The 18,917-nt window shown below is 52.8% G+C and carries 17 protein-coding genes; 9 read left to right on the top strand and 8 right to left on the bottom strand.

Features of this window, described 5'->3' with window-relative positions; translation table 11 throughout:
- Positions 1–29 precede the first annotated feature (29 nt).
- Positions 30–656 carry a LysE/ArgO family amino acid transporter gene (locus tag ACF8D4_RS02570; protein ID WP_025889757.1) on the bottom strand — a complete coding sequence of 209 codons (627 nt, stop codon included), beginning with the start codon at positions 654–656 and terminating at the stop codon, positions 30–32.
- Between the two features lie 156 nt (positions 657–812).
- Here ACF8D4_RS02570 and ACF8D4_RS02565 point away from each other — a divergent pair, with 156 nt between their 5' ends.
- Positions 813–1,706, top strand: a complete 894-nt coding sequence (locus tag ACF8D4_RS02565) for a LysR family transcriptional regulator ArgP (RefSeq protein ID WP_025889758.1) — start codon at positions 813–815, stop codon at positions 1,704–1,706.
- A 65-nt stretch (positions 1,707–1,771) separates the two neighbouring features.
- On the opposite strand, the gene ACF8D4_RS02560 is transcribed toward ACF8D4_RS02565, so the two are convergent.
- Both ACF8D4_RS02560 and ACF8D4_RS02555 read right to left on the bottom strand, forming a co-directional pair.
- Positions 1,772–2,863: an AI-2E family transporter gene (locus ACF8D4_RS02560; protein ID WP_028779227.1), complete on the bottom strand. Its 1,092-nt coding sequence runs from the start codon at positions 2,861–2,863 to the stop codon at positions 1,772–1,774.
- Between the two features lie 80 nt (positions 2,864–2,943).
- The gene (locus ACF8D4_RS02555) at positions 2,944–3,165 is read right to left on the bottom strand and encodes a sulfurtransferase TusA family protein (protein WP_025009707.1); all 222 of its coding nucleotides are present in this window, start codon (positions 3,163–3,165) and stop codon (positions 2,944–2,946) included.
- A gap of 102 nt (positions 3,166–3,267) precedes the next feature.
- On the opposite strand from ACF8D4_RS02555, the gene ACF8D4_RS02550 reads away from it, so the two are divergent.
- The 4 genes from ACF8D4_RS02550 to ACF8D4_RS02535 all read left to right on the top strand — a co-directional run bounded on the left by ACF8D4_RS02550 (position 3,268) and on the right by ACF8D4_RS02535 (position 7,765).
- Complete coding sequence (locus ACF8D4_RS02550; RefSeq protein WP_025889764.1) at positions 3,268–4,737, top strand: M48 family metalloprotease; 1,470 nt, start codon at positions 3,268–3,270, stop codon at positions 4,735–4,737.
- A 122-nt stretch (positions 4,738–4,859) separates the two neighbouring features.
- A complete protein-coding gene (arsC, locus tag ACF8D4_RS02545; protein ID WP_025009706.1) occupies positions 4,860–5,210 on the top strand; it encodes an arsenate reductase (glutaredoxin) in 351 nt (116 codons plus the stop codon).
- Entirely contained in the window at positions 5,211–5,594 is a 384-nt protein-coding gene (locus tag ACF8D4_RS02540) for a DUF2069 domain-containing protein (RefSeq protein WP_304714997.1), read from the top strand.
- A 221-nt stretch (positions 5,595–5,815) separates the two neighbouring features.
- On the top strand, positions 5,816–7,765 hold the full coding sequence (locus ACF8D4_RS02535) for a hypothetical protein (protein WP_144133577.1): 1,950 nt from the start codon (positions 5,816–5,818) through the stop codon (positions 7,763–7,765).
- A gap of 91 nt (positions 7,766–7,856) precedes the next feature.
- Here the strand turns inward: ACF8D4_RS02535 and hda are convergent, their stop codons facing one another.
- Complete coding sequence (gene hda, locus ACF8D4_RS02530; protein ID WP_025009703.1) at positions 7,857–8,567, bottom strand: DnaA inactivator Hda; 711 nt, start codon at positions 8,565–8,567, stop codon at positions 7,857–7,859.
- Positions 8,568–8,644: 77 nt separating this feature from the next.
- Entirely contained in the window at positions 8,645–9,790 is a 1,146-nt protein-coding gene (locus tag ACF8D4_RS02525; protein WP_144130945.1) for a DUF2066 domain-containing protein, read from the bottom strand.
- Between the two features lie 211 nt (positions 9,791–10,001).
- Between ACF8D4_RS02525 and ACF8D4_RS02520 the strand changes: the two genes are divergently transcribed.
- Positions 10,002–11,249 (top strand): uracil-xanthine permease family protein, encoded by a 1,248-nt coding sequence (locus tag ACF8D4_RS02520; RefSeq protein ID WP_071237655.1) that lies wholly within the window; start codon positions 10,002–10,004, stop codon positions 11,247–11,249.
- A gap of 107 nt (positions 11,250–11,356) precedes the next feature.
- Here ACF8D4_RS02520 and ACF8D4_RS02515 read toward each other — a convergent pair whose 3' ends face one another.
- From ACF8D4_RS02515 to ACF8D4_RS02505, 3 genes are all read right to left on the bottom strand, one after another.
- Positions 11,357–11,836: a GNAT family N-acetyltransferase gene (locus tag ACF8D4_RS02515; RefSeq protein ID WP_044734448.1), complete on the bottom strand. Its 480-nt coding sequence runs from the start codon at positions 11,834–11,836 to the stop codon at positions 11,357–11,359.
- Positions 11,837–12,058: 222 nt separating this feature from the next.
- On the bottom strand, positions 12,059–13,996 hold the full coding sequence (locus ACF8D4_RS02510; RefSeq protein WP_304714995.1) for a sensor histidine kinase: 1,938 nt from the start codon (positions 13,994–13,996) through the stop codon (positions 12,059–12,061).
- 14 nt (positions 13,997–14,010) lie between these two features.
- Complete coding sequence (locus ACF8D4_RS02505) at positions 14,011–16,230, bottom strand: EAL domain-containing protein (protein ID WP_392464547.1); 2,220 nt, start codon at positions 16,228–16,230, stop codon at positions 14,011–14,013.
- Between the two features lie 798 nt (positions 16,231–17,028).
- Between ACF8D4_RS02505 and ACF8D4_RS02500 the strand changes: the two genes are divergently transcribed.
- The 3 genes from ACF8D4_RS02500 (at position 17,029) to ACF8D4_RS02490 (ending at position 18,887) form a co-directional block, all read left to right on the top strand.
- The gene (locus ACF8D4_RS02500) at positions 17,029–17,463 is read left to right on the top strand and encodes a GNAT family N-acetyltransferase (protein ID WP_025009696.1); all 435 of its coding nucleotides are present in this window, start codon (positions 17,029–17,031) and stop codon (positions 17,461–17,463) included.
- 54 nt (positions 17,464–17,517) lie between these two features.
- The gene (locus tag ACF8D4_RS02495) at positions 17,518–18,006 is read left to right on the top strand and encodes an NYN domain-containing protein (RefSeq protein ID WP_025009695.1); all 489 of its coding nucleotides are present in this window, start codon (positions 17,518–17,520) and stop codon (positions 18,004–18,006) included.
- Between the two features lie 95 nt (positions 18,007–18,101).
- On the top strand, positions 18,102–18,887 hold the full coding sequence (locus ACF8D4_RS02490; protein ID WP_392464546.1) for an alpha/beta fold hydrolase: 786 nt from the start codon (positions 18,102–18,104) through the stop codon (positions 18,885–18,887).
- Positions 18,888–18,917: the final 30 nt, after the last annotated feature.

The raw sequence follows: 18,917 nt of genomic DNA, 5'->3' as shown, positions 1-18,917 counted from the left end.
TGTTTTTCTGCAAGATACCTGAACTTACCTCAGAAGCCCCTTCCCTGAAAATAGGGCCACAGAATAGCCAGGGCGATTGACCACATGGTCAACCAGATAAATCTGTCCAGATAACGCCAGGCCGCGGGACGGCTGAACACGGGCGCCAGCAGGCGCGCGCCAAAGCTCAGACTAAAGAACCAGATAAAGGAAGCCAGCACGGCCCCGGCACCAAACCAACCCCTGACTTCGGTATCAAACTGGGTACTTATGCTGCCGAGCAAAACCACGGTATCCAGATACAGGTGTGGGTTCAAAAAGCTGATCGCCAAGGTGGTGATCATCGCCTTGCGAAATGAATCCGCCGCTTCAGCATCCCCGGTCTCCAACCCCTGACTCTTGAATGAAGAGCGCAGCGCGTTGAAGCCGTACCACAGCAGGAAGGCCGCGCCGCCAAAGCTCGCCAGATGTTTGATGGCCGGCACGGCCAAGATCAACTGCCCTAGCCCGGCAACCCCAGCAGTAATCATCAGGGCGTCTATCAAAGAGCAAGTCAAGGCGATGGGAAACGGATAAGCACGTTTGATGCCTTGCTTCAACACAAAGGCGTTTTGAGCTCCCACGGCAATGATTAGACTGGCACCTATCCCCATGCCCTGAATGAAAGCGGTTTGCATAATCTCTCCAACAGCAGTTCGCCGCGATAGCCGGCGACCAATAAAAGTTTTCAATGGCGGCAGTTTACTCCCGGCAAGAAAATTAATATAACTAATGTTTTTTATCGGTCATTAGCAAAACTTATAATCAAACAAGGATTAACCCAAGGAGTTTTTATGCTGGACTACAGTCACCTCAAAGCCCTGTCTGTGGTGGTCGCTGAAGGCGGTTTTGAGCGAGCAGCCAAACGGCTGCATGTGACCCAATCGGCGGTATCACAGCGGATAAAGCAGCTTGAGGAAAGAGTGGGTCAGGCACTGCTCGTCAGGAGTAATCCCGTAGTGCCGACACCAACAGGGAAGCGACTCTTGCGCCACTATGCCCAGGTCGAACTGCTGGAGACGGAGCTCAGAGCCGAAATGGACGCCGACGATCCGGCCATGCCCACTGTGGTGAGAATCGCGGTGAATGCCGACAGTCTGGCAACCTGGTTTCTGCCGTCCATCAGCGCCATATTCGCCCGCCGCGGTTGGTTGTTGGAATTGATAGTGGATGATGAATCTTACACTCATCACTTGTTGAAAAACGGTGAGGCTGTCGGCTGCGTGACCACCTTGGGTCAAGCGATGAACGGCTGCTCCAGCGAGTTTCTCGGGGTGATGGAGTATGCCTGTGTGGCCACGCCTGAGTTTGCCGAACGTTTTTTCGACGGCTTGCCGGATACCGACTCGCTGGCCTCGGCGCCGGCAGTGGTATTCTCCACCCGCGACAAGCTGCATGAAAAGTACTTGAAGCGCTACTTCGAAATGCTGCCGGGACAATGGTGGCAACACACAGTGCCGTCATCGGAAGGCTTCTTGGAAGCGATTCTACAGGGATTGGGTTATGGCCTGGTGGGCCATCTGCAGGCCGAGCCGCTGTTGGCATCCGGGCGCTTGATAGAGTTGACACCCATGATGCGGATGCGGGTACCGCTTTACTGGCAACACTGGAACCTTAAGGCCAAGCAGACCACTCTGGTATTCAGGGCATTGGCGGCGAGCGCCAGAAACCACTTGTTGTCCGAATGAATAGCGGTTGAAAAAACACAGGCGACCATAGGCCGCCTGTGTCAGTAAACTTGAAATTTACCGCCTTATTCGGCTTGCGCCTCTAAAGCGGCCTTGGCCGCATCTGCTTCGGCGTTGGGCCAGGCGTTCAATACAGCCTTGACCAGAGAAGCCAGCGGGATCGCGAAAAACACGCCCCAAACCCCCCAAAGGCCGCCGAAGACCAACACTGCGGCTATGATGATCACCGGGTGCAAGTCCACTGCATCGGAGAACAACAAAGGCACCAGCAGGTTGCCATCCAGCGCCTGAATGATGCCGTAACCCAGCATCAAATAACCGAACTCGGGGCTGACGCCCCACTGGAAGAAGGCAACCAGCGCAATAGGTAAGGTCACCAGGGTGGCACCGACATAAGGAATAAGCACTGAAAGCCCGGTCAACACCCCAAGCAGCGCCGCATAGCGCAGATCCATCAGGGCGAAGAATACGTAACTCACTACCCCGACAATCACAATTTCAATCACCTTGCCGCGAATGTAGTTGAAGATCTGCTGATTCATCTCGAACCAAACCTTACGGGCCAGATCGCGATTGCTGGGGAAGAAACGCTTGCTGCCGCGGATCAGTTCATCTTTATCCTTGAGGAAGAAGAACACCAGCAACGGCACCAGGATGGCGTAAACCATCAGCACCAGCAAGGATGCCGAATAGCCGAGAAGTTGCTTGGCGATATCCAAAAGATGCTGGGTGTCGAGCAATTTTTTGAGCTCGGACACCATGGTATCGAGCTGATCTGTAGAGATAAACTGCGGATACTGCTGCGCCTGCTCCTGCAGCAGGATTATCCCCTTGTCCAGCATGGTGGGCAGGTCAGTCAACAGCGCGGCACCCTGGCGCCAGATACTGGGGATCAGACCGAATGACAACAAGATCATCAAGCCGATAAAGAGGATCAGCACCAAAGAGGCGGCCGCGGTGCGGCTTATCCCTACCCTTGCCATCTGTGCCACCGGCCACTCCAGCAGAAAGGCCAATACCAGAGCGACCAGCAGCGGCATCAATAAGCCACCGGCGAAATAGATGGTCAAGGCAATACCAAGCAGAATAAACAGCAGTGTCAGAGCCTGAGGATCACTGAAGCGGGCCTGGTACCAACGACTCAAATAGCTAAACATCCGGGATTCCTGTGGTGATGATGGCTGCGCCATCTTGATTATCGCTTCTTCAAGAAGCTGTGTAGTTACGTCTCGCGCTTCTATTCTGCAACGGACACCTGTAAGCGCAATACGGCCGGCTCGTCGGACTCAATCCGACAATCATAGCCCTGTTTTTTGGCAAAGCGGGGAACATCCTGCCGCGATCCCGGGTCTGAAAGCAAGAGACACAGAGTTTCACCGGGCCGCAAACGTTTCATCGCCATCTTGGCCTTGACCAGGGCTTCGGGACAACGACTCTGAGTTAAATCAATTAAAACCATGATGAGCTTGCTAAACATAAACCTCGGCTATTATCCTAAGTTGCAACTCAAACCACAAGCCAGGCAGTTATGCATTAGTGGCATACAGGAAATCTAATCAGCTTGAGTACATTGACTTTTTCCAAGTTCCGACATTCCATTCTGGCCGGTGCCACTGCTGTTTTAATTGCCACCGCCAGCCAAAGTTCCGCCAATAACGACCTGCCGGATCTCGGTACCGCCGCCGTCAACACCTTCAGTCTCGAAAAAGAGATGGTCTATGGTGACGCCTATATGCGGGTTATTCGTTCCCAGGCGCCTGTGTTATCCGATCCTGTGTTGAGCCAATATGCCACCGAACTGGGTAACAAATTGGTGGCCCATGCCACCGGAGTTAAGACCCCCTTCTATTTCTTCCTGCTGCGAAACGATGAAATCAACGCCTTTGCCTTTTTCGGCGGCCATGTGGCAATCCATACAGGCCTGTTTCTCAACGCCGACAATGAAAGTGAATTGGCCTCGGTACTGGCGCACGAAATTACCCACGTAACCCAGAGGCACCTGGCACGCTCACTCGAAGCCCAGGAGAAAGCCAGCCCGGCCACCATTGCCGGGCTGCTCGGCGCCATCTTGCTGACCATAGCAGCGCCTCAAGCCGGGATGGCAGCGCTGGCCACCACTCAGGCACTCTCGACTCAATCCAAGATTAACTATACCCGCTTGCATGAAAAAGAGGCCGACAGGATAGGCATGCAAATTCTGGTGGAGTCCGGTTTCGATCCCAACGCCTCGGCCAACTTCTTCGGCAAACTGGCGGCCCGTTACCGTTTTACCTCCAAACCGCCGCAAATGCTGCTGACTCACCCCCTGCCCGAGTCGCGGATCACCGATGCCCGTAACCGCGCGGCTCAGTATCCCCATAGATATGTGGCAGACAACCTTAACTTCCACCTGGCCAAGGCCAGGATCCAGGTGCGCTTTTCCAGCTACAGCGACGATGCGGCACTGTCGCTGTTTGAAACCCAGTTAGCCAAGCACAACTATGCCTTTAAAGATGCGGCCCTCTATGGCAAGGCATTGGCACTGTTTCGCCTCAAGGACTTCAAACAATCCGAGCAGCTCATAGATCAATTACTGGAAAAAGATCAGGACAACCTCTTCTATCTTGATACCAAAACCGATCTGCTGGTGGAGCGTAAGGATTATCAGGGCGCGATAACGATGTTGGAAGCCCAAAGACGCCTCAAACCCACCTCCCAAGTGATCAACGCCAACCTGGCCAGTGTTTATCTCGAAAGTAAACAGCCACAGCGGGCAATCCCTATTCTCGAGGACATGGCGTTTCTGGATAAGCAAAACCCCTTGCCCTATCAGTTGCTGACCGAAGCCTACAAGCAAACCGGTAACAAGGCGCTGGAACACTTCTCCAATGCCGAGTCCATGGCACTCAGGGCCGACTATAAAGGGGCTATCGATCAGCTCAACTTTGCCTACAAGGCCGCCGACGGCCAACCACTGCAGATTGCCAGAATCGAGGCCAAGATACGCCAGTTCCGTGTCGCCGACCGAGCGCTGGACGAATTGAAGAAATAATCGGCTTACACTCTGATTATGCTGGCTTTCACTGGCCCGTTAATCGGGCCACTTTCCCCTGACGTAACAGCAGATTTTTGCTATCATCGTCGCACTTTTCAGCCAAGGTAAAGAGAAAACCCATGACCCAGGTCACTATTTTCCATAATCCTCGCTGCTCCAAGAGCCGCGAAACACTGGCACTGCTGGAGTCCAAAGGCGTCGAGATCCAGATTGTCGAGTATCTGAAGCAGGTACCGGATGCTGCCACCCTCAGTGAACTGCTGGCTAAACTGGGCATCAGCGCCCGTGAATTGATGCGCACCAAAGAAGAGGAATACAAGGCTCAGGGGCTGAATAACCCGGAATTGACCGAAGCTCAATTGATTGCCGCCATGATTGCCACCCCCAAGCTGATAGAGCGCCCAATCGTCCTGGCCAACGGTAAGGCCGCCATCGGCCGCCCACCGGAAAACGTGTTGGCGATCCTGTAAATGAGCAGTCATGCGTTATTACAGATCTCACACACGGGCTATCTGCTACTGACGGCCTTGTTGGCCTATGCCTTTATCGGTAAAGGACTCGACGGCGAATACTCGCTGCTGTTCACCAGTCTTTGGCTGGTGCCCTTGCTGCTGCCGCTACCTGGGATCCTTAAAGGTAATCCTTATACCTTTGCCTGGGCCAGCTTTATTCTCTGTCTCTATTTTTTGCACGGCTTGACCTTGCTCTATATAGCCGAGGGCAATGAATGGTGGTTTGCGCTGATTGAGAGTCTGTTGATCTCATGCTTACTGATCAGCATGCCCTTCTACGCCCGCAAGCGCGGCCGCGAATTGGGTCTGGGACTCAAGAAACGCGCCAAAGACAAAGAGTAAACCCGGATAATAGATAGGGGCCGATAATGGCCCCTTTTTTATGCTCTGTTCAGCTCTTGCTCTGCCGTCCTAGCATACTGGCATAATTTGCAACAATTTTTCCCATCTTAAGGACTATTGGTCACCCTGCTGGCCCGTGCTATAGTGCCCAAGCAATACAACCATTTTTATATAAAACAACAACAAATAATAACAAGCAGTCAACCAAGTGGAGTCGTGCCATGAAGATACTGCCTTACCTCCCCTTCACCTGTACTCTATTGCTCACCGCCTGTGGCGGTGGTGGCAACGATGATGGCAGCGACCTTATCCCTCCTGTCGTTACCCCACCTCCGGCCTTGTCGCGTTGTGAACAACAAAGTGAATTCGACAACCAAACCACAGCCTCTGGTCTGGTTTTTAAGCTGCAAAGCCGCTATTTAGCCGGTCAGCAAAGCAGTGTTCTGGCCACACTGGGCACGCTCAACAGCCGTAATATGCAGTTCCAGTGGCAACAGTTGTCCGGGCCCAGTGTCGATATGGACATGAATGACAGCCATGTGTTGGCCTTTGTGCCGCCGCAAAGCGGTGATTACCGCTTTCAGTTGAATGTCAGCGGCAGTGATCTCAGCCTGCAGGAAACGGTAACCCTGACAGTGATGGACGGAAGTGGCCTTAATATCCGCCAGGATCACCAAGTGGTAGAGGGCAACAATGTCAGCGTACGACTGGATAGAGTCAATGGCACTGTGGCAAACAACATCAGTTGGTGTATTGCCGCCGGACCTGAGCTCAACCTGGATCTGACCAACCCTGAACGCCCCTTGTTTGTTGCGCCCGAGGTCAATCAGGACACAGGGGTGATCTTAAGAGCCAGCGCCAGTGTCAATGGCGAGACCTTAAGCGATGAAGTCAGCATACTGATAACAGATGAAGCACAAATCACCTCAGAGTACTTTGATGCGCCCATCGCCCGCACCCATGCCTACAAACGCAACTCGCCTTATGCCGAAGTGTTAAAGCGCTGCACTTATTCCAATCAGTTGAGCGCTTGCCAGCTCAGTACCCTGCCCTTGATAGGCCAAGGCGCCGGCGGCATCAGTGACAAAGAAGCGATAATGAACCGGGTACTGGTATCCCACGACTGGATGGGACGTAATTTTGAAGCCTTCCTCGATCAAATGGACACTCATGGTGACTTTGCCACCTTGCTGCAATCTGTCACCGCCGTGGTGATAAGTTACGATGTCCGCCCGTCCTTTTACTGGGTGGTCACAGGTGCTATCTATCTGGATCCGGAAGATCTTTGGTTGACGGCAACTGAGCGCGACAGTATCAATGAAGCGCCGGATTACCGTGCCGGTTTCGGTAATGAGCTGCAGTTCCTGATCCCCTGGCGTTATGTCAAAGACAACGATTATGCTTCTGTCTATCGTGATCGCAGCCAGCGCAGCAACCGCCCTATCAGCGAGTTGACAACCGATCTCTCCTCGCTGCTTTATCACGAGTTGGCCCATGCCAATGACTTTTTCCCGCGCAGTGTTCACCAAAGCCTTGAGGGACCGACTTTGCTGGATGACTATTACCGACGCACGGCGCAAAAAGCCTTGATATCGGATCAGCTCAGCAGCGCCTATCCGCTGGGCAGCACAGAGATGAGCGCCCTGGCCGGCGTGAGCTTTATGGGCCAAACAGCCACCGCCACCCAAAAGGCATATACGCCCGGGGATGTCAGTGGCTTCTTCTCCGCAGACAGAGCCAATGACTTTTACAACTACAGCACCCCCAGGGAAGATGCCGCCATGCTGTTTGAAGAAGCCATGATGAGCTACCGTCTTGGCGTGCAGCGTGATGTGGCGATTACAGACAAACCCGAAACAGTGACCGCAAACAGCATCAGGGTCGACTGGGGCCAGCGGGGACGTATCGGCGCCTCGGCCCTTAGAAACCGTACAGGCTTGGTGCTGAGCGAAATGATGCCTGAGCTCAATGCTCAGCTGCTGCTGGATAGTTTGCCGGCGCCGCTGCAGATGCAACCAGGCCTGAGCTGGGCGGCCAACCTCGGCATATCACCCACACTTATGGCGCCGAAGAGTAATGTCCAGCGTCAGCAAGGGCGTGAACAGACCCAAGTGCCGCTGCGTTTAAGTGGCGATCGCCACAAAACCCCCGTAGGGGTGAACAGACCCTGACACGCTTTTCGGTTTATTCGAGCATCAAAAAAGCGCAGCTTCAGCTGCGCTTCTTAAATGCATTTAAAATAACTAGGCTTGGACTCGACAGTCAGAGGCGCAACATCTCTTTGATAAAAGGAATGGTCAACTTACGCTGATGCACCATGGAGGCCTTGTCCAACCTGTCCAACACATCGAACAAGGTGCGCAGATCCCGGGCCAAACGATTGAGCAGAAAACGGCCCACATCTTCCGGTAATTGCAAGCCACGCATGGCGGCGCGGCGCTGCAATGCCACCAACTTTTCCTCATCGGCCATGGGTTGCAGCTGATAATTGAGCCCCCACTGCATCCTTGAGACCAGATCCGGCAAGGCAAAACCAGCATCTATGGGTGCCGCACTGCCGCTGACCACCAAAGCACAATGTTTCTGCTCGGCTACTCGGTTGTAGAGATCGAATATCGCTTCTTCCCACAAAGGGTGGCCGGCAATGGCATCGACATCATCAATACAGACAAGATCGAGCTGCTCCAAGCCTTCAAGCAAAGCGGTGGAGATACTGGCATGAATACCCAGGGGAATATAGAAGCTGCTGCGTCCCAACTCATTGGCATGAGCGCAGGCGGCGTGCATCAAGTGGGTTCGTCCCGACTTAACCGGTCCCCATAGGTAGACGGCTCCCTGGCTGCGGCCTTCGGCACAGGCCCTCAAGGTCTGGATCAGTTCATCGTTTCCTGCCGCAGGATAATAACTGTTAAAAGTCTCATCGTCCGGCAAGTGAACGGGCAGTGAAAGTTGCAAGGGTGAGTTTTGTGTCACTCAGGATCGTTCCAAATCGCAGTAAATCAAGTAATGCGGGCGCCAAGTCTAGCATGACTGGCGCCGCTGTTAAAACCTCAACGGCTGTGCCATTGGTATGGGCCTATGGGCTGGTTCACATTATCGCTGAATTCTGTGGTCTTGGATGGCTGTGGCAATGTATTCATGTCGTCATTGCCCTGCCCGCCAGCCACATCCTGAAAACCAGTCTCGGCCGAAGATAAACGTGGTTCCAGACGCAGCAGGTTTTTCAAGTCCTCTTCCGAGCCAAAAAGCTGCACACTGAAAGTGGCACTGTCACCCTGCAGAGTACTGAGACTGGCTTCACGCACCGCACTGAGTTGGTTGAGAAACGCCTCAATCTCAACCAACTGTTTCATTTGGTTGATGCCGGTAAAACGCACCTTGCTCAAAAGGCCATCGCCGGAATCGGCAATCGCGTACCGGGAAACAAAGTAATCAGACAGTGACAGCATCATCTCGGCCACGGCTTCGTCCTTACTGGCGGCCCGCCCCTGACGGCTGAGCAGAGGTTGGCCAAAAGACTGACTGACATCTGTCTTGGGATAAAGCACCAGTTGATAGCTGAATTCACTGCCGCTGGCTTCCAGTGTACCCATGGCAAAGAAGTCCGCCTGGTAACGCCCTGAAGCGGTAGCGACGGTATCTGCAAACAAACCGCGCACATCATTGACATTGATGCGCATCAGATCGTCCAGATCCATCAAAGGAAACATCAAAGGCACACCACGTTCCATCGAGGCATTGGCAAAAGCCTTGCGCTCTTCGGCGCTCGAATCATCACTGAGGATAACCCTCTCATTATTGATATCCGTGCTGAGCCAAAACAGAGTCAGGGGACGTTGTTTGCCCCAGACCGGCAAGCCGGCTTCGCGCAGCATGCTGATTATCTTGCGGTGATCGAAATTGGCCTTCAGCTTTAGCCCCTCTTCGGTATCCAGATAGCCAAACTGACTGACCATGGCATCGGCATTGGCGAGCTTGGCCTGAATTTCCGGGCTTTCGAGGGCGCTACGGGAGCCGGAGTTTTTCAAAATAACATCTTCCAATGCCTTCTTGAGCCCCTTGCTCTTCTCGGCACTGGTTCGGGATTCCACGGCTACAGTGGCTTCATCCAAACGTTTGACCTCAACAGCCTGGGCCAGAGTTGTGGCACAGAACAGGGAGAGAAAAACGACTGGCTTTATAAATGAATTCAGCATCTTTGCGACGGTAAAAAATGGTCGGAATGGCAAAAGTGTATCATATATGCCTCACTTGGCGAGCCGATGGAGATGAAAAACCTCCCGCTTCGTTCATCTAGGGTTCAGCTGTAGAATTTGTGAAAAATTTGATCTAAAACGGCAAATAGTCCCCCACGATTTACAGTGAACTGGTAATATTGGCCGGTTTAACCTAAATACGGATAAAAAAATGAAATACCTTGCCCGTCCTCTGCAAGGCGCACAGATGTTATTTGTCGCTTTCGGAGCCCTGGTGCTAATGCCGCTGCTCACCGGCCTAGATACCAGCGTAGCCCTGTTCACCGCCGGATTCGGCACCCTGTTGTTCCAGTTGATCACCAAACGTCAAATCCCTGTTTTCCTTGCTTCCTCCTTTGCTTTTATTCCACCTGTCATGTACGGCGTGCAAACCTGGGGCGTCCCCGCGACCATGGGGGGCCTGATGGCTGCAGGATGCGTCTATCTGGTACTGGCCTCGGTGGTTAAACTGCGTGGCAGTGGCATCATCATGAGACTCCTGCCTCCTGTGGTGGTGGGACCTGTGATCATCATCATAGGCTTAGGTCTAGCGCCGGTTGCCGTGAATATGGCGCTCGGCAAGAGTGGTGACGGCAGTCAGGTACTGGTTGCTCAGGATACCGCCCTTATTGTTTCTCTGGCATCACTACTGACCACCATAGCAGTGGCCATCTTTGCCAAGGGACTGTTGAGGTTGATGCCGATCCTGGCCGGTATCATAGTAGGTTACGGCCTGAGTCTGTATTACGGCATAGTGGATTTCAATGTGGTACATGAGGCCGCGTGGCTGGCCATGCCCAACTTCGTTGCCCCCGAGTTCAACTGGCATGCCATTGCCTTTATGATCCCGGTTGCCATAGCTCCTGCCGTGGAACACATAGGAGACATTTTGGCTATCTCCAATGTTACCGGTAAAGATTATTTGAAAAAGCCCGGTTTGCATCGCACTCTTGCCGGTGACGGGGTCGCCACCATAGCGGCCACCGCTTTTGGCGGCCCGCCAAACACCACTTATTCTGAAGTGACGGGCGCTGTGACCCTGACCCGCAACTTCGACCCCAGAATTATGACCTGGACTGCCATTACCGCCATTTTGCTGGCCTTTGTTGGTAAACTGGGCGCCCTGATGCAGACGATTCCAGTACCTGTGATGGGCGGTATCATGTGTTTGCTGTTCGGCTCTATTGCCGCTGTGGGCCTCAACTCATTGATCAAGCATCAGGTGGATCTCAGCGAGCCCCGCAACCTCTCCATCGTTGGGGTGACATTGGTATTCGGTATCGGCGGCATGGCTTTCGGTATCGGCTCATTCAGCCTGACCGGTATCAGCCTTTGCGGTATTGTGGCTATAGTGATGAACCTGCTGCTGCCAAGCAGCAAGCCCCACGCAGCCAAGACAGGTGACTCCCTCGCGGACTGAGCCTTATCTCATTTTTGCGTAAACTTGAGTATCAAAGTACAAAGCGCCCAAAAGGGCGCTTTTTCATATTTTAAGCCACCCAAGAGGCCTTAACGACTCTTGGGCTGCTATAACGTCAGGCTCATGGGAATATCCACCATTCCCTCTCGCTCACGAACGCCATCTATACGTTTAAAACCGAATTTCAGGTAAACATTCTCGGCAGTGACGGCTGAATTAACCGTAAATTTGCCCTCATTGCCCTTGTCCAGGCATACCTTTCTGGCCACATCCCAAAGTCGCCGTGCCAGCCCCTGACCTGCTGCATCTTCGCGAACAAACAGATGATACAGATGGCGATTTTCCCTCATGCCTACTACCCCCAAAAGCTCACCTGAATCATTGACAGCCAGATGATAACGGTAATCTCCGTTTAAATAGCCGCTGACACTGGCAGGCGACATGGAATCAAGCAGCATTGCATGAACCTGAACACCACAGGAGGGCAATACAAACTTGCGGGTTTGGGGAATAATCAGATCACTGATAGCCTGGGCATCGGCAGAATTAGCGATTCGGATACTGGTACTGCTAGTATTGGTAGCCAATTGATAACATCCTGTTTTTCGTTCTGAATAGTTAGGGTTAATACTTTATGCATGGAACGCATCTATCTCAAGGTTGTTTGCCGTCAACCAGGGAAAAGTTCACTCATACATGACAGATACCATCGGGTTATTGTAAAAATACGCAGAATAACAAGGGGCTGAGGTTAAGCTTTATAGGCTTTTATTTCAGGCAAGGACTTTTAGCTTTGCTCAAGGCAGGCTTCAGGCCGGTGCCATATCGGCTTCTTTAGCTGCGGGCTTGACCGCCGTTTGCTCCAGCGGCAACAGCAATATCATCGACGTTCCTATGCCATTGACTCCCGAAGATACCCGCACACTTCCTCCCAACACTTCAGTGGTCAGATGGTGCACTATATGCAGGCCGAGCCCGGTACCACCGCTACCTCGCTTGGTGGTATAAAAAGGGTCAAACACCCTTTGACTATCCTGCTCCTTAATCCCTATGCCGTTATCCATCACGCAGATCTCCACCTTGTTTTGCAGCTTGCGGGCACAGATATGCACTTCGCCCCGGTCGGGTTCTTCAAAGGCATGGATCAGCGCATTGTGTACCAGGTTCTGGATCACCTGCCCCAGGGGGCCGGGATAACTGTGCATATGAATATCGCTGGGAATATCCGTGGTCAACTTATGATGGCTGTGTTTCCACTGGCCGTGATTCAGTGCCAGGATATCCGCTATCAACTCGTGGAGCCAGAAGGCTTGCCTGTCGGCATTGGCCCTGTCAGATGCTACCTGACGGAACTGTTGAATAAGCAGGGCTGAACGTTTGAGATTGCGCTCGGCCAGGGTCAAACCTTCCGCTTGGTATTCAATAAACTCCTCCAACTGCGAGCGTTTAATATTGCCACTGTGATACCCACGCTTGAGCTCATCCACCCTTTCATTCAGCGCAGTGACACACAACATGGCGGCACCAATAGGCGTATTGAGTTCATGAGCCACTCCGGCCACCATCAAGCCCAGAGACGATAGTTTCTCGGTGCGAACCAGCTCCTGCTGTGATGCCCTCAGTTGAGCCAATGTCAGTGCCAATGCCGCGTTGCTCTGTTGCAACTCATGAGCCTTATCCCCCAGACGCAGATTGGATCGCGCCAAAAATGCCCCCAGTAAAGTCATGCACAGAAGCACCACGGCGCCGACACCTGTATAGAGCTGCCTCAGCCTGGCTTGAATGAGCAAAGGCTGCTCATCATGGGACAAGGTGTAAAGCATGGGCACTTGGATGCCATTGTTTAAGCTCGGGCCCACCCGAGAGAAGGTCCACATACCGGTTTCATCGATAAACTGCCCCTGGCTGGTCTGCTGAATGCGCTGCCAGACCTTGGGGTGGACGACCGCCAGACGCTGCTCGGGATCGCCGAACATAAAGCCCCATTCCCTGTGGCCATAAGTTGAAAGCAGCCAATAGCCTTCGGCATTCAGCAACATGGTCTTGCCGGACTGACGTAAACGCTCGAGTAAACCACTGCCATCCAGGTTTACCAATGCCAGTCCAAGCTCGCTGGCATTGGTATCCATCACTTTGGTGGCGGCGCGTAAGGTGGGACGATAGGGTTTCTCTATCTCACCGCCTTCAATATTGAGATCAAAAGGAGAGTAATAAACCGCCCCCGGAGCCAGTCGGTTGGCTTCAATCACGTAATAGCGTGATGATTTATCCTGCAATGCGTCGTTGGCAACGACCCGCCTTTGATTATCTGTATGATCAACCCTGACCCGCTCAACTCCTGAGGTGCCTATCCAGCGAACTTGCATATAACTGGGATAGGCCTTGCTGAAATCCACAAACAGGCGTTGTAACAAGCTCAGTTGTTCGCTCTCGTCAAGCTTTGGGTCGGCCAATACCGATGCCGTCATTTGCGATAGCAAGCTGACATCCTGATGCACCTTGGTCAACTGTGCATCGAGTACCAGAGCGTCTCTGTCTACCAGCTCCCGCTGAGCATAACGCACCTGATCTATCTGCCATTGGGATGCATAGTGATACATAAGCCAGCTTCCCAGCGGTACCAGCAGCCACCAAGGCAAGAGATAACTGACCCAGGTCAACCACTTATTGCGTTTCTGACTCTTGGATGAGGCTTCCCCTGAAATCAGTGGTTTCATCACGGCCTGTTCGGGCAACTCTATCGACATAAGTGGGGTCCCATTCAGCGTTTACTGAGCCACAACAACAGCTCATCCAGTGGCATGGCCTTACCATACAGCCACCCTTGAGCGATATGGCAGCCATTATCCCTGAGCCAGTTGGCCTGGCTGCGGGTCTCAACCCCCTCGGCAACCACAGAAATATTCAATCGGCGTCCCAACTCAATGATCATCGACGCCAGAAAACGGCTGCGCTCATCTTCATCCAGCCTGGCGACAAAGGTCATATCTATCTTCAAGTGATCGGCCGGCAGCTGCAGCAAGTATTCGAGTGACGAAAGCCCGGTACCGAAATCGTCTATCGCAACTGTGCCGCCCCAGGCACGGTGACGCTGGAGAATTTTCGCAACTTGCTGGAACGATTGCATCATGGCGGTTTCGGTGACTTCCAAACACAGACGGTTAGGCTCAACACCTGCAAGACGGCATTGTTGTTTGAGCCTGTCGAGTACATCCGGTTTATCCAGTTGGCGAGCCGAATAATTAAGACTGACCAAAATATCGGTAAAACCGGCCTGATCCAGCGCATGTACCGCCTGACAAGATAACGCAACTACTATGTCGCCTATGCCGTGAATGTAAGACGACTGCTCTGCCAACGGGATAAAGGTGCCCGGAGGTACCATGCCGTCTTCGGTCTGCCAGCGCAGCAAGGCCTCCACGCCGACAACCTCACCACTCTTGAGATCTATCTGTGGCTGGAAGTGCAGTACAAACTCCTGGCGTTGAATGGCGGTATGCAGCCGTTGCATCAACTTGAATCTGTGTGCCGCCTGATGCTCAAATTCGGGATCAAACGCCTGTATGCTGCCAGGCCCTCGGGATTTGGCATTTCTGAGCCCGGTACCTGCGGTGCGCAGCAGTTCGGCGGGATCCTGGCCACTGATGGCCAGAGAGACTTCTGTCATACAGGCGGTGAGAATATGACGGCTGTTATCGATTTCAAACGGCGCACTGAACACCCGCTGCGCCCTGTCGATATTGACCTGCTCCTTATGGCCAATGACGGCGAACAGATCTGAATGCAGTCGTCCAATAACAGTCGGCTGCGGAAAAACCTCCTGTAACCTTTGGGCTACCGCCTGCAGCACCTGATTGCCAAACACTGAGCCAAACAGATTATTGAGGCCGGAGAAATGATCCAAATCCAATAACAGCAGATTGTGCGCACTTGCGCTGGACATGGCCTGCAACCTGGAGAGTTCCCGCAGCAAGGCACTGCGATTGGGGATGCCGAGCAGTTCATCCTGGTAGGCAATCTTGTCGAGCCGGCTTATCAGGGCTACGTTGCCAAAGCCCTTGGAAACATTGGCGGCAAACACCTTTAGCAGCTCCATTTCGGTGTCGTCCAAGGTGCGATCTGTGGCCACATAGATGGCAAATTCGGCCAATGCTGCCGATTTCGGGAAAAACAGCACCTGGCTCTCATCGGTACTGACAAAACGTTTTTCCCTGAGCGCCTGTTCCACCATGGACTGAATAGTGGGATCCGGCAACTCCCTGAGGGCACGATTGGCATACTGCCGGAAACGACCACTGCAGGCTATAGTCATGGGCTCAAAGATCTCCTGCCCCGAGCCAATTGCGCTATGACGCCCCCGATTGACACAAACCAGCCCCTCATCCGGCACATCAATAAGATTGGCGATTTCACTTAAGGTAACCGAGGCTATCTGTGCCAGCGTTCGCAGCCCAAGCAAACGGTTGCTGGACTCGACAATGAGTTGCAAACCACGGCGGGCAGAGGAAATGGTCTTGAGCTGGTGATAATTACGCACAGCACCCGTAAGTATGTTGCGAATGCCGCGGCTGGCGAGATCGGACTTAAGCACATAATCAGACAAATCATAGTCTTGCATCACAGACTCGGCCGGTGCCATTCCCGGCTGGCCGGTTAAAAGCACAAAGCGGGTATCGGATATCCCCAGCAGATCCCGCACCGCCTTGACTAACCTGAGACCGGCATCTTCGGTTTCCATTACCACATCGACCAGGACTACGGCAAAGTCGGCGTCTTTACCAAGCAAACTGGACGCCTCGGCCATGCTGTAGGCTTGTATGAGTTCGAGAGGCCGCCCCATCAGGGTCATTTTATTGATGGCAAAACTCAGCGAGTTCTGGAATTTGACATCATCATCCACCGCCAGAATACGCCACTTATTGTCGCGTTGATGGAGCTCTTCCGGCGATGTTTCAGACGAAAACAGAAAATCATCGATCATAGTCACTAATCCCTCAGTCACTTTGCCCGCGTTATTACTTGGACAAAACCTGCAGGCGCTCTATGCCCTGCCCGGTACTCAGCACTATTTGCCTCGGCCAACTTCCTGAACCTATGCTCCTGAACCTCAGTTCAGATGAAATCAGCATGGTTACCGCAATCGCTGCGGCAACACAATTCGGCATCAAGTACTTTTCAATACAGTACGCTATGTCTGATTTAAAGTGTAATCCACTTTTGGCTTAGGGAAAGTGCAAACAAGTCCCATGTGTGCTCTGCGTCGGCTTACAGGCCTGGATGCAAGGCGTGGTTCGCGGCAAATGGCCCTAGTCATTTGCAAGAAGCACAACACAGCAAACAGGTCTGTAAGCCACGCCCTTTGGGGCTTTCACAGCAACCGGTTCTCTGCGTTATCCGACTTCGACAGGCCCCGGCATGCCTTCAGTCAGATGCCTTGAACGCCAATTGCTGTGCAAGCCACTCTCGACAAAAGAGAAAGCCACGAGGACTTATTCGCACTTTCCTTATGCCGGTTAACTGTCAGAATGACGGTGTAAATTTTTGTCTAGCACCGGTTTCTGCCTGCGAGACTGGTTCAGTTGCCAACAACTGACGGGACACAACCTAAGTTGACGGGATACAGCAATAAAAGTAAGGCTTTGAGCCATTTATCATTTTTTTAGCTTGCCCGGTTTGCTATTCTGCCCCCCATCATAGGGATTTGCCGAGCCCGCTAGCCAATTGGGGCGGCAAGCCTCCTAATCCCGTAACCAATTAAAATAATCCACAAGGAAGTTATATGATCCGTTCATTCGCCAAGGAAGACATGTATCCACTATTGGAAATCTGGTTGACCGCCTCCATCGATGCACACGATTTTATCGCCGCAGATTTTTGGCAATCCCAACTGGATAATATGCGCCGGGTCTATATTCCAGCAGCCGAGAACTATGTCTACCAGCATGGCGCCGAAGTGCTGGGGTTTTATTCTCTCTACGAGAACAGCCTGGCGGCTTTGTTTGTTAAACCTGCGATGCAGGGATTAGGAATTGGCAGTCGCTTACTCGAGCACGCCAGGCAGCAAAGAGAACAACTGACCTTAAGTGTTTACTGCGACAACCAGGCCAGTGTCGATTTTTACCAACGCAGGGGAGCTGTGATTATTGGCGAACAAACCTGCGCCGACACAGGCCACAGAGAATATAGCATGCAGCTGACAGGCCTCAGACCCTGAAAGTGGCTCAGATTGCCGATAAAGTTAGCGCCCTGAAGAGAAGGAACACCCGCTATGAGTGAGCAGCGAGGCAGAGTATTGATCCTGGTTGACGTGCAAAACGTCTACTACACCACCAGGCAAGCGCTCGGGCGCAATCTTGACTACAACCGGCTCTGGTCCAAAGTCACCCGTCAACGGCAGCTGGTTAAAGCCTTCGCCTACGCCATAGACAGGGGCGATAAGAAGCAACGGGAATTTCAAAATATCCTGCGGGCCATCGGCTTTGAGGTGAAACTCAAACCCTTTATCCAACGCGCCGATGGCTCGGCCAAAGGCGACTGGGATGTGGGAATTACCATAGATGCACTGGAATATGCAGATGTGGTGGACACCATAGTGCTGCTGTCCGGTGACGGCGATTTTGCCCTGTTGGCCGAAAAACTACGTCAAAAAGGTAAACGGGTTGAGGTCTACGCCGTTCCCGAATTAACTTCGCTGGCTCTGATCAATGCTGCCAGCGAATTCTTCCCCATAGAGGGAGAGTTATTGCTCGGGCAGTGAGCTGGGTTAAGGTCTGCAATCCAATATCTGCTCTATTGCTTGGCCGGCGTGGTTTACACCGGTTAGCAAAGCCAAGTTCAAAAAGGAAAATAAACATGGAAAACAGTGGTTCAGATAAGCGCCCTTATCTGATTTTGGTGCATGGTGCGCTGGCCAATGCCGAGATGTGGCAACCGCATCTTCCCCACCTTGAAAATGAGTTTGAGATAATCCCTGTCAACTTACGCCATTTCACAGGCCAAACGGACGGCGGTTTCGGCCTCAATACCCACGCCGATGACCTGTATACACAGATAAACAAATTACCGCAGAAGAAGGCTTTGTACCTTGCCGGTTGGTCTTATGGCAGCGATGTGATCCTCAATCTGCTGCTAAAGCATTCTGTTATGCCCACAGGGATATTTCTCTATGAACCCGGTTACCCTGGGGCACTCGAAGGTCAAGTGATGCAAAGCTGGGGGGACGATGCCAACAATATGTTTGCGCCGATATTTGAACGGGTCGCCAAAGGCGAGTTGGCTGCAGCTGTTGAAGCCCTGATAGATGGCTCGGGCGGTAAGCCCGGCTACTTTAGCCGCCAGGCCGAGGATATTCGCAAGCCCCAACTGGCGCTGGCTTATACTTTGCCGGTGCAGCTCAATCAAACCGAGAGCCCTGCCATCACAAAAGATGCCTTGAAAGCCTTAAGGCTCCCCCAAACCTGTACCTTGATAATTGCCCACGGCAGCGATACCCGGGCACTGTTTCGCTTGGTCAGTGAGCAGACCTCAAACCTAGTTGAGAGTGCTCAACTAAGAGTGGTGAAAGACGCCACCCATATGTTGCCTTTGGAAGCGCCCGAGCGCCTGGCCGAGCTTATCAAAAAAAGTTTACTGTCCTAGCCTCGGCATTTTTCCTAAATCACAAAAAAG

The organism is Shewanella sp. YQ_9 (assembly GCF_043103185.1).
GTDB lineage: Bacteria > Pseudomonadota > Gammaproteobacteria > Enterobacterales > Shewanellaceae > Shewanella > Shewanella algae.
Note: the sequence above shows the minus strand (reverse complement) of the source record. Positions and strands in the feature narration are given on the sequence as shown.